General features: G+C 72.6%; 10 protein-coding genes. 5 read left to right on the top strand and 5 right to left on the bottom strand.

Features of this window, described 5'->3' with window-relative positions; all coding sequences use genetic code 11:
• Positions 1 to 2: 2 nt before the first annotated feature.
• Genes FHU40_RS05900 through FHU40_RS05890 form a run of 3 tightly spaced genes read right to left on the bottom strand, consistent with a single transcriptional unit; the run spans position 3 to position 3,566 of the window.
• Entirely contained in the window at positions 3 to 1,415 is a 1,413-nt protein-coding gene (locus FHU40_RS05900) for a DUF1254 domain-containing protein (protein ID WP_183591306.1), read from the bottom strand.
• A gap of 58 nt (positions 1,416 to 1,473) precedes the next feature.
• On the bottom strand, positions 1,474 to 2,856 hold the full coding sequence (locus FHU40_RS05895) for a sensor histidine kinase (protein ID WP_343057739.1): 1,383 nt from the start codon (positions 2,854 to 2,856) through the stop codon (positions 1,474 to 1,476).
• Complete coding sequence (locus tag FHU40_RS05890; protein WP_183592207.1) at positions 2,853 to 3,566, bottom strand: response regulator transcription factor; 714 nt, start codon at positions 3,564 to 3,566, stop codon at positions 2,853 to 2,855. Before FHU40_RS05890 ends, FHU40_RS05895 begins: the two co-directional genes overlap by 4 nt.
• Before the next feature lie 118 nt (positions 3,567 to 3,684).
• On the opposite strand from FHU40_RS05890, the gene FHU40_RS05885 reads away from it, so the two are divergent.
• On the top strand, positions 3,685 to 4,020 hold the full coding sequence (locus tag FHU40_RS05885; RefSeq protein WP_183591305.1) for a hypothetical protein: 336 nt from the start codon (positions 3,685 to 3,687) through the stop codon (positions 4,018 to 4,020).
• A gap of 6 nt (positions 4,021 to 4,026) precedes the next feature.
• Here the strand turns inward: FHU40_RS05885 and FHU40_RS05880 are convergent, their stop codons facing one another.
• The gene (locus FHU40_RS05880; protein ID WP_183591304.1) at positions 4,027 to 5,541 is read right to left on the bottom strand and encodes an FAD-dependent oxidoreductase; all 1,515 of its coding nucleotides are present in this window, start codon (positions 5,539 to 5,541) and stop codon (positions 4,027 to 4,029) included.
• 97 nt (positions 5,542 to 5,638) lie between these two features.
• Here FHU40_RS05880 and hrpA point away from each other — a divergent pair, with 97 nt between their 5' ends.
• The 4 genes from hrpA (at position 5,639) to FHU40_RS05860 (ending at position 12,117) form a co-directional block, all read left to right on the top strand.
• Complete coding sequence (gene hrpA / locus FHU40_RS05875; RefSeq protein ID WP_246389955.1) at positions 5,639 to 9,442, top strand: ATP-dependent RNA helicase HrpA; 3,804 nt, start codon at positions 5,639 to 5,641, stop codon at positions 9,440 to 9,442.
• Positions 9,439 to 10,056 (top strand): hypothetical protein, encoded by a 618-nt coding sequence (locus tag FHU40_RS05870; protein WP_252275114.1) that lies wholly within the window; start codon positions 9,439 to 9,441, stop codon positions 10,054 to 10,056. The genes hrpA and FHU40_RS05870 overlap by 4 nt, the downstream gene beginning before the upstream one ends.
• A gap of 126 nt (positions 10,057 to 10,182) precedes the next feature.
• Entirely contained in the window at positions 10,183 to 10,629 is a 447-nt protein-coding gene (locus tag FHU40_RS05865) for a type II toxin-antitoxin system PemK/MazF family toxin (RefSeq protein WP_221199516.1), read from the top strand.
• Between the two features lie 108 nt (positions 10,630 to 10,737).
• Positions 10,738 to 12,117, top strand: coding sequence for an ABC transporter substrate-binding protein (locus FHU40_RS05860; RefSeq protein ID WP_183591302.1), 1,380 nt, complete (start codon positions 10,738 to 10,740; stop codon positions 12,115 to 12,117).
• A gap of 839 nt (positions 12,118 to 12,956) precedes the next feature.
• On the opposite strand, the gene FHU40_RS05855 is transcribed toward FHU40_RS05860, so the two are convergent.
• On the bottom strand, positions 12,957 to 14,204 hold the full coding sequence (locus FHU40_RS05855; protein WP_183591301.1) for an HRDC domain-containing protein: 1,248 nt from the start codon (positions 14,202 to 14,204) through the stop codon (positions 12,957 to 12,959).
• Between the last annotated feature and the right edge of the window lie 4 nt (positions 14,205 to 14,208).

The raw sequence follows: 14,208 nt of genomic DNA, 5'->3' as shown, positions 1-14,208 counted from the left end.
GCTCAGTCGACCGGCTCGATCTCGCCCGGCCGCCAGGTCTTGTCGAACCACGACTCCAGCGGTCCGTAGAGCCGCAGGATCGTGAACCACGCCGCGCCGGGGAGGGTCTGCACCCAGTTGGACTCCTGGCCCTCCGGCGCGGTCGGGCCGAACCAGAGATCCACGCTCCCGTCGGCGTTCGCCTGCACCTCGCCGAGGCTCGAGACGGCGGGGTGGGGATCGTCGGTCTCGAGCAGCGACCGGGTCTGGGTGTCGTAGAGGTCGACGGCCCAGAAGTTCTTGGCCGGCACGTTCGGCGGCAGCGTGAGCCGGTAGGAGCGGGCGCCGTCGAGCCAGGCGCCGGTGGAGTCCATCGCCGTGTAGGCGTAGGCCGACCCGGCACCGACCTGGGCGTGCGCCATCGCCGGGGTGATCACGGTCGCGACGTAGTGGAACTGCGCCCGGGCGTCCAGCAGCCGCGCGTGGTCGCGGAGGAACTCGTAGCTGCCGCCGACGAACGCGGCCAGCCAGGTGCTGCCCGGGTACAGGTAGGCCTCCGGGTCGCGCGGCCGGTAGGTCAGGGCGCGGGCCATCGCGGCGGCCAGTGGCGCCGCCTGGGTGAGGATCCGGCGCATCCGCTCGTCGGGCTCGAAGGGCTGCCCGTGCACGATCCCGATCGCCGCGCACTGGCCGGCACGCTCCGGGTCGAGTGAGTCCGCGGGCTCCTCCTGGATCAGCGTGTTGATCTCCTCGTAGAACGAGAAGTCGTTGGCGTGCACGGTGTTCTGGGTCTTGTCGGCGATGTTGAGGTAGGTCGTCGCCGGCGGGTCGTCGGCCTGCGCCAGCGGGTAGACCTTCGTCTTCACCAGGTCCGGTACGCCGCCGAGGGTGCGCACGACCAGCCAGTTCGTGTACGTCGGGCAGCGGTAGACGTAGTAGCCGTCCGGCTCCGGGCCGTCGTACCCCGGCGGGAGGAAGCAGTACCGGCCGCCCGCGCCCCGGTCGGGCCCGGCGATGCCGAGGTCGGCGACGTAGCGGAACCAGAAGTCGTCGACCACGCACAGCGACTGCGGCGGCGCCTCGATGACCATCGGTCCGACCCGCAGGTCGAAGAAGAGGGTCCCGTAGGTCGTCTCGGTGTTGGGGGTCAGGAAGTACGAGCCCGAGTTCGCGCGCGGGTCGGTGTAGCCCAGCACGTTGCCATCGAGGCCGATGCTGCGGAAGCCGTTGCGCATCGCGACGAGCGAGGCGCCGGGGATCGTGTTGAGGTAGACCTCGATCGCCCGGGTCAGGTCCAGCAGGTCGTAGGTCGTCTCGACCGACTCGGGCATGGGCACCCCGCCGAAGAACTCCAGGTCGCCGAGCGGCGACGGCACCACCGCCGGCGCCGAGATCTGTGTCCGCGCTCGCTCCAGGATCTCGTTGCGCTCGGCCATGGCTTCCTCCGGTGTCGTTGGCGGATGCCCATCGTCGGAGCCGGCCGGCGGCCGGTGCTCACGCGAAACGGGTGAGACCCGCCACGGTCACCGTCGTGTCGCCGGGCGCCGAGCTGAGCGTGACCCGGCCGCCGTGGGCGGTGACGATCGCGTCGACCAGCGCGAGTCCGAGCCCGACGCCGACCTCGGCGCCGCGGGTGCGGGCCGCGTCGCCGCGGGCGAACCGCTCGAAGGCGTGATCGACCAGATCCGGCGGGAAGCCCGGGCCGTCGTCGTGCACCGCGAACCCGTCGCGGCGCACCGCCACGGTCACGGTGGTGCCCGGCGGGGTGTGCTTGCGGGCGTTGGTCAGCAGGTTGGCGATCACCTGGTGCAGCCGCAGCCCGTCGCCGGTGACCACCGCGGGAGCGTCGACGAGCTCGTCGGGGATGTCGACGCGCCAGTGGCGTCCCGGGTCGACCACCCGGGCGTCGGAGACCGCCTCCACGGCCAGCCTGGTCAGGTCGACCGGTTCGCGCTCGAGCGGGCGCCCGGCGTCGAGGCGGGCCAGCAGCAAGAGGTCCTCGACGAGCGAGGTCATCCGGCCGGACTCCTCCTCGACCTTGTCCAGCGCGGTGCGGACGACCGCCGGGTCGCCCGGCCGGCGTCGCGCGAGCTCGGTGTAGCCGGCGATCGTGGCCAGCGGGGTACGCAGCTCGTGCGAGGCGTCCGCGACGAACTGCCGCACCTGCTGCTCGCTGCGGTGCCGCGCCTCGAGCGAGGTCTCGACATGCGCGAGCAGGGTGTTGAGCGCCGCGCCCACCTGGCCGACCTCGGTGTGCTCGTCGGTGAGGTGGTCCGGCACCCGCTCGGTGAGGTCGACCGCACCGGTCGCGAGCGGTCGCTCCGCGACGGCGTGCGCGGTCGCGGCCACCTCGCGCAGCGGCCGCAGCTGGCGACGTACGACGACCAGCGCGACGACCCCGCCGGCCACGGTGGCGAGCAGGGCGAAGAGCAGCTCGAGGGACATCAGGCGGTTGAGGGTCGCGGACACGTCGTCCTCGGGCAGGCCGACGACGACGGTCCCGCCCCCCGCCTCGACCGCGATGACGCGGTAGTCGCCGAGGCCGCTGACGCTGACGCTGTGCGCGGTGCCGTCGGCCGGGACGTCGACGAGCTCCTCGAGCGCCGCACCGCTCACCTCGGCCCGGGCCCCCGGCTGCACGATGTCGCCCCGCGGTGAGCCGCCGTCGGGAACGATGGCGCGCACCATGCCGACCTCGGCCCCCGGCCCGCCGGCCGGGGGGAGCCGGAGCGCCTGCTCGACCTGGTGGTCGAGCTGGTCCCGGAGGTAGCTGCGCATGGCGAGGGTCGTGGCGGCACCGAGCAGCATCGAGACGGCCAGGACCAGCACGACCGTCGTGAGGACCAGTCGCGAGGTGAGGGATCGGAGGACGCTCACGCCGAGACCGGCTTCAGCACGTAGCCGGCACCGCGCATGGTGTGGATCATCGGCTCCCGGCCGGCGTCGATCTTCTTGCGCAGGTAGGAGATGTAGAGCTCGACGACGTTGGCCTGCCCGCCGAAGTCGTAGTTCCAGACGCGGTCCAGGATCTGCGCCTTGCTGAGTACCCGGCGCGGGTTGCGCATCAGGTAGCGCAGCAGCTCGAACTCGGTGGCGGTCAGCGCGATGTCCCGGCCGTCGCGGCGCACCTCGTGGCTGTCCTCGTCGAGTTCGAGGTCACCGACGACCAGCACCGAGGACGTCGCGACCTGGTGTGCTCCCGACCTCCGCATCAACGCGCGCAGCCGGGCCACCAGTTCCTCCAGCGAGAACGGCTTGGTCACGTAGTCGTCGCCACCCGCGGTCAGGCCGGCGATCCGGTCCTCGACGGCGTCGCGGGCCGTCAGGAACACCACCGGGAGGTCGGGCTGAGCGGCGCGCATCCGGCGCAGCACCTCGAGGCCGTCGAAGTCGGGCAGCATCACGTCCAGTACGACCGCGTCGGGGCGCAGCTCCCTGGCCGCCGCGACCGCCTGCGACCCGGTGTGCGCCGTACGCACCTCCCACCCCTCGTAGCGCAGCGCCATCGAGACCAGCTCGGCGATGTTGACCTCGTCGTCCACGACGAGCACGCGCAGCGGGGTTCCGTCCGGCCGGGTCAGGTCCATGGCGGACACCCTGTCGACCGTACCTGTGAGGTTCCTGTGCGCCCACTGTGCCGGGCTCACGAGATCCTCATCGGCCCGGCACAGCCCCCGCACAGGTCGGCGCCGCACGCTCGCCGTCATGACCGATGAGACCCTCCCGCCCGAGGCCGCGCACCCGCTCCCGCCACCACCGCCGCCGCCACCGCTGACCCCGCCGGTTCCTCCGGAGGCGCCGGCCGGACGCCGTCGGACTGTGGGCCTCCCGGTGCTCGCCGCCGTCGCGGCCGGCACGCTGCTGATCGGCGGACTGGCAGGCGGCATCGTCGGGTACGCCGTGCACGCCGACGGCCCCGACCTCGGCGGCCGGCCGGGCTTCGGCCCGGGGCAGACCTTCCGGCAGGGGCCCGACGGCACGCAGCCGCAGCTTCCGGCGCCGAGCCAGGACCAGCAGCAGGACGACGGCTCGTCCGGCTAGTGGTGGTCATTGGCCCAGCAGGTCGCGCACGGCCAGCGAGGCGAACACCATCGCCGACCCGAGCGGGGCGCCCGGCCCGGGGTAGCGCGGCCCGAACACCGAGGCCGCGCTGTTGCCGGCGGCGTAGAGCCCCGCGATCGACGTGCCGTCCGGGCGCAGCACCCGGCCCGCGGCATCGGTGACGAGGCCGCCCTTGGTGCCGAGGTCGGAGAGCACGAAGCGCGCGGCGTAGAAGGGCGCCTGGTCGCAGGGCGCCGGACCGGCGCCTCCGGTGAAGAAGGTGTCGTACTCGTCGACGCCGCGGCCGAAGTCCTCGTCCACGCCGGCTTCGCAGAAGCCGTTGAAGCGCTCGACGGTGGTGGTCAGCGCGTGGGCCGGTACGCCGATCCGCTCGGCGAGGCCCTCGATCGTCTCGGCCCGCACCCACGTGCCGGCGGCGAGGTGCTCGGCCGGGTCGCCCTCGGGCATCGCGATCGCCGGCAGGCACCCATCCTCGCGGGAGTCGAACACGAACCACGACGGGATCCGCTCAGGGGCCTCGGCCATGATCCGCCCGAACCGGTCGTAGGGCAGCGACTCGTTGCCGTAGCGCTGTCCGCGCTGGTCGACCATCAACCCGGATCGGAACCCGAGCGTGAACGACCCGCCGCCGTCGGGCTGCTCGAGCCCGGGGCAGAACCAGCCGACCCCGCTGTAGTCGGCCGCGGCGCCGATCGCGACGCCGGCCGCGATCGGCTCGCCGATGTTGGTGCCCCGCGGCGCCATCGTCCACGCGACGTCGCCGGGTACGCCGTGCGCCGCGCGCTCCTCGGCGTTCCCCTCGAAGCCGCCGGCCGCGATGAGCACGCCGCGGCGCGCCCGGATCTCGACCGGGCCCTCCGGCGTCATCGCTGCGATGCCGGCGACCCTGCTGTCGGGTCCCTCGCCGTCGAGGAGCAGCCCGGTCATCGGCAGCTCGGTGAGGACGGCGCCGCCCGCGGCGACGAAGCCCTCGAGCAGCCGTGCGATCAGCGCCTGGCCGCCGGAGAGCGTGTTGCGGCCGCCCTCGCCGACCCGGTCGCGCTCGACCGGCGGGCGGACCAGGGCGGCGACTGCGGGGGAGAGGGCGCCCCGCTTGATGTTCGTCGGCTGGATCGAGCGGCCCATCGGGACCCGCCCCGGGGCGTCGTAGTACTCCGAGAACGGCAGCCACTCGAACGGGATGCCGGCCTCCTCGAGCTCTGCCACGAGCTCGGGGGAGTGCGCCAGGAACGCCTCCAGCCGGTCCTGGTCGGGGTCGTCGAGCACCGCGGCGAGGTAGGCGCGCGCGCCGTCGGTGGAGTCCGCGATGCCGGCGCGCTGCTGCACCCGGCTGCCCGGCAACCAGCAGGCGCCGCCGGAGTACGCCGACGTGCCGCCGAGCAGCGTGGTCTTCTCGACCACCACCGTGCGCAGCCCGGCCCGCTGGGCCAGGAACGCGCCGGTCAGCGCGCCGCCGCCCGAGCCCACCACGACGACGTCGTACTCCTCCGCCTGCGTCATGCGGCGATACTAGAACAAGTTCTAGGTCGGTGGTCGAGGTGCGAAGGCCCCCAGGCCCGAGCCTCGGGATCACATGCTTGGCACAATGGGTCCAGTCATGACCGAGCTCCAGATCACGTACCCACCGGAGCTTCCGGTCACCCAGCGCCGCGACGACATCGCCGCGGCCATCCGCGACCACCAGGTCGTGATCGTCGCGGGAGAGACCGGGTCGGGCAAGACCACCCAGCTGCCGAAGATCTGTCTCGAGCTCGGCCGCGGGAGCACAGGTCTGATCGGCCACACCCAGCCGCGCCGGATCGCCGCCCGCTCGGTCGCCGAGCGGATCGCCAGCGAGCTGGGCACCGAGCTCGGCGACCTGGTCGGCTACCAGGTCCGCTTCACCGACCGGACCTCCCGGACCAGCCGGGTGAAGCTGATGACCGACGGCATCCTGCTCGCCGAGCTGCAGCGCGACCGGCAGCTGCGCAAGTACGACACGATCATCATCGACGAGGCCCACGAGCGCAGCCTCAACATCGACTTCCTGCTCGGCTACCTCAAGCGGCTGCTGCCGCGCCGCCCCGACCTAAAGCTGATCATCACTTCCGCGACGATCGACGTGGACCGGTTCGCGCAGCACTTCGACGCGCCGGTGGTCGAGGTCTCCGGCCGGACCTACCCGGTCGAGATCCGCTACCGGCCGCTGATGGCCCTTCGAGACGGCTCGTCCCTCGCCTCCTCAGGGACCGAGTCTTCAATCGACGACGAGGGCGAGGTCGTCGTCCGGGACCAGACCGAGGCGATCGTCGAGGCGGTGAAGGAGCTCTCGGCCGAGGGTCCGGGTGACGTGCTGGTCTTCCTGCCCGGCGAGCGCGAGATTCGCGACACCGCCGACGCGTTGAAAGACCTGCCGCGCACCGAGATCCTGCCGCTCTACTCGCGCCTGACCGCCGCCGAGCAGCATCGCGTCTTCAGCTCGCACGGCAACGCCGTACGCCGGGTGGTGCTGGCCACCAACGTCGCCGAGACCTCGCTGACCGTGCCCGGGATCAGGTACGTCGTCGACACCGGCGTCGCCCGGATCAGCCGCTACTCGGTGCGCACCAAGGTGCAGCGGCTGCCGATCGAGCCGATCAGCCAGGCCTCGGCCAACCAGCGATCCGGCCGGTGCGGCCGCGTCGAGGCGGGCATCGCGATCCGGCTCTACTCGGAGGAGGACTTCGAGAGCCGGCCGGAGTTCACCGACCCCGAGATCCTGCGCACCAACCTGGCCAGCGTCATCCTCCAGATGACGTCGCTCGGCCTGGGTGACATCGCGCGGTTCCCCTTCGTCGAGCCGCCCGACCGCCGCAACGTGCAGTCCGGCGTGCAATTGCTCGAGGAGCTCGGCGCGCTGCGCCACGGCACGCTCTCGAAGACCGGGCGTCGGCTCGCGCGGCTGCCGATCGACCCCCGCCTGGCACGGATGATCATCGAGGCCGAGCGCCTCGGCTGCGTGCGCGAGGTGATCGTGATCGCGGCCGCGCTGTCGCTCCAGGACCCACGCGAGCGACCGGGTGCCGACCATCCGAAGGAGCAGGCGCAGGCCGACCAGCTGCACGCCCGCTACAAGGCCGACGGCAGCGACTTCCTGACCTGGCTCAACCTCTGGCGCTACCTCAAGGAGCAGCAGCAGGAGCTGTCCTCCTCGGCGTTCCGACGGATGTGCAGACGCGAGTTCCTCAACTACCTGCGGGTCCGCGAGTGGCAGGACTTCGAGTCCCAGCTCCGCCAGGTCTGCAAGGAGATGAAGATCCAGGTCGGCAAGGGACGAGGTTTCGAGACAGGCGCTAGTGCGCCTTCCTCAACCACCGAGTTCGATAGTGACGGCATCCACCAGGCCCTCCTCTCCGGCCTGCTCTCGCACATCGGCCTGCTGGAGGAGCGGGAGAAGGAGAAGCGGGGACCCCGGGAGTACCTCGGCGCCCGCGGCTCCCGCTTCGCGATCTTCCCGGGCAGCGTGCTGCACCGCAAGAACCCGCAGTTCCTGATGGCCGGCGAGCTCGTCGAGACCAGCAGACTGTGGGCCCGGCAGAACGCCGCGATCAAGCCCGAGTGGGCCGAGCGCCTCGGCGGCGACCTCGTGAAGCGCACCTACTCCGAGCCGCACTGGAGCAGGAAGCGCGCCGCCGTCATGGCCTACGAGCGCGCCACGCTGTACGGCGTACCGCTCGTGGCCGACCGGCTCGTCTCCTACGGCAAGGTCGACGTCGCGCTCGCCCGCGAGCTGTTCATCCGGCACGCCCTGGTCTACGGAGAGTGGCACACCAGGCACAGGTTCATGGACACCAACCGTCGGCTGCTCGAGGAGGCCGAGGAGCTCGAGCACCGGGCCCGGCGCCGCGACATCGTCGTCGACGAGCACACGCTCTTCGACTTCTACGACGCCCGGGTCGGCGCCGACGTGGTCAGTGGCGCACACTTCGACCAGTGGTGGAAGCAGGCGCGCCGGACTCAGCCGGAGCTGCTGACCTTCGACCCGGCGATGCTCACCCATGACACGGCCGACGAGGTCCGGGCCACCGACTATCCGGAGCGGTGGGAGGGCGAAGGCCTGACCTTCCCGATCAGCTACCACTTCGAGCCCGGCGCCGCGGCCGACGGGCTGACGATCGACGTGCCGGTCGCGACCCTCAATCGGGTCGAGGCCGACGACTTCTCCTGGAACGTGCCAGGCCTGCGCAAGGAGCTGGTCACCAGCCTGATCCGCAGCCTGCCGAAGAGCCTGCGGGTCAGCTTCGTGCCGGCCCCCGACAAGGCGCGCGAGTTCCTGGCGGCGGTCCCGCCGGGGGAGGAGCCGCTCCTCGACGCCCTGGAACGTTGGTGCCGGTCGACGAGTGGGGTCGTGGTGCCGCGCGACGCGTGGGACTGGTCGAAGGTGCCCGAGCACCTGCGCCCGACCTACCGGGTCGTCGGTGACGACGGGCAGGAGCAGGCGCGGGGCAAGGACCTCGAGTCGCTCAAGGCGCCGTTGCGCGGGCAGTTCGCGGAGGCGATCGCCGAGGTGGCCAGCGACAGCGGGCTGGCCCGCACCGGCGAGACGTCGTGGGTCTTCGGCACCATCGAGCCGTCGTTCACCCAGAAGCGCGCGGGCCATGAGGTGCAGGTCTTCCCGGCGCTGGTCGACGAGGGGGTGAGCGTCGGCCTCCAGGTCTTCGGATCCGCCGACGAGCAGGAGGCGCGGCACCGGCTCGGCGTACGCCGCCTGCTGCTGCTCGCGCTGCCGTCGCCGGTCAGGGCGATCCTCGACGGGCTCGGCAACGCCGAGAAGCTCGGCCTCGCCGGATCGCCCTACCCGGGCGTCGCGGACCTGCTGGAGGACGTCCGGGCCGCCGTCGTGCAGGCGGTCGTGGACGCGCGGCCCGCGGTGCGCGACCCGGCGGCGTACGACGCGCTGCTGGCGGAGGCGGCCCGCGACCACGAGGCGCAGGTGCGGGTGACCATGGCCGACGTGGTCCGGGTGCTCGACGCCTGGCGCCGGACGGAGAAGTCGCTCAGCGGCCGGGCCGAGATGGCGATGCTGCCGGCGCTCACCGACATGCGGGCGCAGCTCGCGCGGCTGGTGCACCCCGGCTTCGTCGGCGAGGCGGGCGCGGCTCAGCTGCGCCGCTATCCGGCATACCTGACCGCGCTCGAGCAGCGCCGCGAGAAGCTGCCCGGCCAGCTCAACCGCGATCGGCAGCTGATGGACCAGCTGGCGGAGCTCCAGGACGCCTACCTGCACCAGCTCGAGGCGCTGCCGGAGGGGCGGCCGCCGGGCGCCCAGCTGCGGCAGGTGCGGTGGATGCTGGAGGAGTACCGCGTCTCGCTGTGGGCGCAGCAGCTCGGCACGCCCTACCCCGTCAGCGACCAGCGCATCCGACGTACGCTCGCAGGGTGAACACCGCCCCACGCAGCAGCGACCGTCGGCACCACCGACCGATGACGCCCGGCGGCCTGTTCTTCGAGGCCCTCGTCGACGACGGCGCCGACCCGGCGCTGGTCAGCGAGGCCGCCGACCGGGCCGCCGTACTGCTGGTGCGCGGCGCCCGCAGCTCCGACGACGCGGCGGTCGCCGACCGGCTGCTGCACCTCGCCGACAGCGAGGGCATCGAGACGATCGCGCAGGTGTGGTCGGGCTCCCCGGCCGACTCGCTGGCCGGCTGCCTGTGGCGGCTCTACCTGCTGCGCTCGTGGGTGTACGCCGACCCGCTCGCGGTGTCCCGGGAGTTCGAGGCCGGCCGGGTCAGCGCCCAGGTCGCGCGGGTCGTCGCCGGTGTCGCCGAGCCGCCGGGGCCCGAGCAGCTGAAGGCGATGATCGACGAGGTGCTGCGCGGCATCGCGGGCAGCGACTTCGCCGACGTGCTCCTGCGCGCGGCGGCCTTCGCGCGGGTCGTCGCCGCCGGCCGGGCGGCGCTGAGCGGGCCGTCGGAGGCGGAGGTGCAGCGGATGCTGCTGCTCTCCGAGCAACTCGAGGCGGCCGGACATGTGGAGCTGGAACAAGGTCTGGCCTGAGGCGGTTAGACTCCTCGGAGCACGCCGGACCGCGGCAGCCCCGGGTCCCAAAATTAGCCGCCACGAGCGGCCACGCGCCGTGAGGCGCTCCCGGTTCGGCGTGCTTCATCTCCTAGGGTCGCTCTCATGCGATCGCTGCGAAGTCTGCTGCGCCGACCCGGTGCCGCCACGCGAGCCTCGCGCCGGACGGTGCAGGTCACCTACGCCCCTCGGGCCGACGGCCGGCCCGACCCCGGCGAGGTCGTCTGGGGGTGGGTGCCCTACGAGGACGACCCGCGACAGGGCAAGGACCGACCGGTGCTGCTCGTCGGCGTCCAGGACGGCGACCTGCTGGGGCTGATGCTCACCAGCAAGGACCACGACCGCGACGCCGCGCAGGAGGCGCACTGGGGCCGACACTGGATGGACGTCGGCTCCGGAGCCTGGGACCGGTCGCGGCGGCCGAGCGAGGTGCGGCTGGACCGCCTGATCCGGCTCGACCCGCGCGCCGTACGCCGCGAAGGGGCCGCGTTGGACCCCGCGATCTTCGCGCGCGTGATCGACGCCGCACGCGTTCACCACGCCTTTGACTGAGCATCGCCCACCGTCCCCTCGATAGGGTGGGTCGCGCCCGGGCCAGCCCGGGCGCGTCTGTGAGTGCGTCGGTGAGCGTGTCGATGAGTGTGTCGATGAGGAGGTTCGGTGAGGGCGACCCGGGGAATGGTGGCGGTCCTCGCCGTGGCATCGGTGCTGACCACCGCGGCCTGTACCGCGGACTCGGAGAAGCCGCCCGCCGCGCCCCCTCCGACGACGAGCACCCCGCCGACACCCGAGCAGCTGACGTTCGGCGTGGTCGGCCCGCGGGTGGTGCTGCGCGCCTTCCAGGCCACGGTCGACTCGTGGAACCTCGACCCCGAGAACGTCGACGTCGAGCTCCAGCGGTGGCCGTCGGAGGCCGCGATGCGCGCCGACATCGAGGCCGGCGCCGCCGTACCGGACGTCTTCCTCGCCTCGCGGTCCGACCTGCGCTGGCTGCTGGACAACCAGTACACGCAGCCGGTCGACGAGCTGCTCGACGAGCGCGGCGTCGAGTTCGGTGACAACTACACCCGCAGCGCGCTCGAGGAGCTGAGCGCGGCCGAGCACCTCCAGTGCATGCCGTACGGCGTCTCGCCCGAGGTCATCTACTACAACAAGCGCCTGGTGCGCTTCGAGCGGATGCGCAATCGGGGCCTCGACGCGCCCAACGACGACGCGACGAACTGGTCCTTCGACCAGTTCGCCGCGGCCGCGCAGTTCGCCAGCCGCCCGGCCAAGGGTGCGAAGGGCGTGCACATCGATCCGACGATCGAGGGGCTGTCGCCCTTCATCACCTCCGGCGGCGGCTCGGTCTTCGACGACGCCAACGACCCCTCGTCGCTGTCCTTCTCGAGCGACGACAGCAAGAACGCGCTCGAGCGGACCCTGGAGCTGCTCCGCAACCCCCAGGTGACGCTCGACGAGACCGAGCTCGCCGAGGCGCCGGCGCTGAAGTGGTTCCTGCGCGGCAAGCTCGGCATGATCGCCGGCGACCGCTCGCTGGTGCCGGTGCTGCGGCGCAAGACGAACCTCGAGTTCGACATCCTGCCGATGCCGCGGCTGGACAGCTCGGCCACCGTCGGCGACGTGACCGCCCTGTGCATGTCGGCGACCACCCCGGCCCCCGCGATCGCCGCCGACTTCATCGTGCACGAGATCGGCGCCGACTCCGTCGGCCTGGTCACCCGCACCGGCTACCTCCAGCCCGCGAACGTCGAGGTCGCCCTCTCCGACGAGTTCGTCCAGCCCGGCCGCCGACCCCAACACTCGTCGATCTTCAACACCAGCGTGCGCTCCATGGCGGTCGCGCCGATGATCGACACCATGCCCGAGCTCGAGGCGGCCGTCGCCCCCAGCCTGCGCCAGCTCGTCTACGGCGTCGGCGTCCTCGACCTCGACACCGTCACCACCGCGATCGACGAGGAGTCCCGGACCGTCCTCGACCCCGAGTCCGTCTCCGACTCCGCCGACCCGTCCGAGTCACCCTCGGAGACCGCTGACTGAGGTACCGGTCACCCCGGTTGAGGCGTAAGAGCCGCCAGACCCGAGCCTCGCCGAGTCCACGGTGGTTGAGGAAGGCGCGCTAGCGCCTGTCTCGAAACCACCCGCCGGTGGTCACGGTGGTTGAGGAAGGCGCACCCACGGTGGTTGAGGAAGGCGCGCTAGCGCCTGTCTCGAAACCACCTGTACCGCGCGAGCGATCGTCGGCGCCCTCCCGGCGGCACGAGTGCGGGTGCCGTATCGGGAGGACGCCGACCTGTGGTCGGTTCGGCGTGAGGGGTGGTTTCGAGACGGTTGCTAGCGCAACCTCCTCAACCACCGTCGCCGGGTCCACGGTGGTTGAGGTGCGAGGGCGCGCTGGCGCCTGAGCCCCGAAACCACCATCCGGGAGGTGGCTGTCGGCGTCCTCGCTGACGTCGGCTTGTGGTCGGGGCTCGGGGTGCGTTGGTGGTGGTTTCGAGGCTCCTCGCTGGCGCTCGTCGCACCTCAACCACCGTCGCCGGGTCCACGGTGGTTGAGGTGCGAGGGCCGTCAGGCCCGAGCCTCGAAACCACCGGCTTCGCCCAACGATCGCCGGTCCGGGCGTCGCCGTCGCCCCCATTGCTGGAGCTCCCGGAGGCGCACTGTGGGGCGGTCAGGCAAAGCGAGGGCGACACGCCGTCACTCCCCGGCGTGTCGCCCTCGCTTTGCCTGACCACGCCGGCGGGTCGTCGGCGTGTCTCGCCGTTTCCCCGGGCGGCCGGGGAAACGGCTGGAGCTGCGGACACCCGCCCCGATCGGCGCGACCTCCACACCCACCTTCGTCATCGAATACGCCGCCTGACGCACCGCTGCGGGGCCCGTCAGCCGGCGTCGGTGTCGTCCTCGGCGGTGAGGATCGCATCGACGAGGATGGGGGTGGTGAGCTCGATCTGCCACCGGCGCGCGCCGTACCCGGCGAGCTGGTCGGCGACGGCCGGGGTGAGCTGGACGGCGTCGCGGCTGGCGGGTGGCGTCCAGAGGGTACGGCGCAGGTAGTCGGGGGTGAGCAGGTTCTCGGCCGGCACCGACAGCTCCTCGGAGCGGGCGGAGATCGCCTCGCGAGCGCGGGAGAGCCGGCGGGCGGCGACGGGGTCCTTCTCCGCCCACGCGCGGGGGACCGGCGGGCCGTTGCCGCGGGGGTTGCGGGTCGGCAGGTCGGCCTCGTCCATCTCGGCGGCCCGCTGCAGCGCGGCCACCCAACGGGACGCGTAGCGCTCGGCGCCGCGACCGTGGAAGCCCTTGGTGCCCAGGAGGGACTCGCGGTCCGTCGGGAGCGCCTGGGCGGCGATCACGATGGCGGAGTCGGGGATGATCCGGCCCGGGGTGACGTCGCGCTGCGCGGCGATCTGGTCGCGGGCCTCCCACAGCTCGCGTACGGCGGCGAGTGCTCGTCGGCCGCGTACCCGGTGCACCCCGGAGGTGCGCCGCCACGCCTCGGTGCGCGCGGCGGGCTCGAAGCCGCGCAGGTGGTCGAACTCCTGGCGCGCCCACTCCGCCTTGCCGCTCTCCTCGAGCTTCTCGCCCAGCAGGCCGCGGAGCTCGACGAGCACCTCGACGTCGAGGGCGGCGTACTCCAGCCACGGCGCGGGCAGCGGCCGGGTCGACCAGTCGACCGCCGAGTGCTCCTTGGCCAGGCGCGAGCCGAGCAGCTCCTCGACGAGTGTCGCGAGCCCCACCTTCGGATATCCGAGCAGGCGCCCGGCGAGCTCGGTGTCGAAGAGCCCCGACGGGTGCAGCCCGACCGCGGTGAGGCAGGGCAGGTCCTGGGTCGCGGCGTGCAGGATCCACTCGGCGCCGTCGAGCGCCCGCTCGAGCGGCTCGAGTGACTCGAAGGCGATCGGGTCGACGAGGAACGTCCCGGCGCCCTCCCGGCGTAGCTGGATGAGGTAGGCGCGGGAGGAGTAGCGATAGCCCGAGGCGCGCTCGGCGTCGATCGCCACCGGCCCGGTCCCCGCCGCGATCGCGGCGCCCACGTCGGCCAGGGCGGGCTCGGTCTGGACGACGGGTGGGAGGCCGTCGCGCAGCGTGAGGAGCGGAGGAGGGGGAGTGGGCTCGTCGTCGTCGGACATCGGG

Origin of the sequence: Nocardioides soli, from assembly GCF_014191495.1 — a bacterium.
Classification (GTDB): Bacteria; Actinomycetota; Actinomycetes; order Propionibacteriales; family Nocardioidaceae; genus Nocardioides; species Nocardioides soli.
This window is presented reverse-complemented; position numbering and strand designations above follow the sequence as displayed.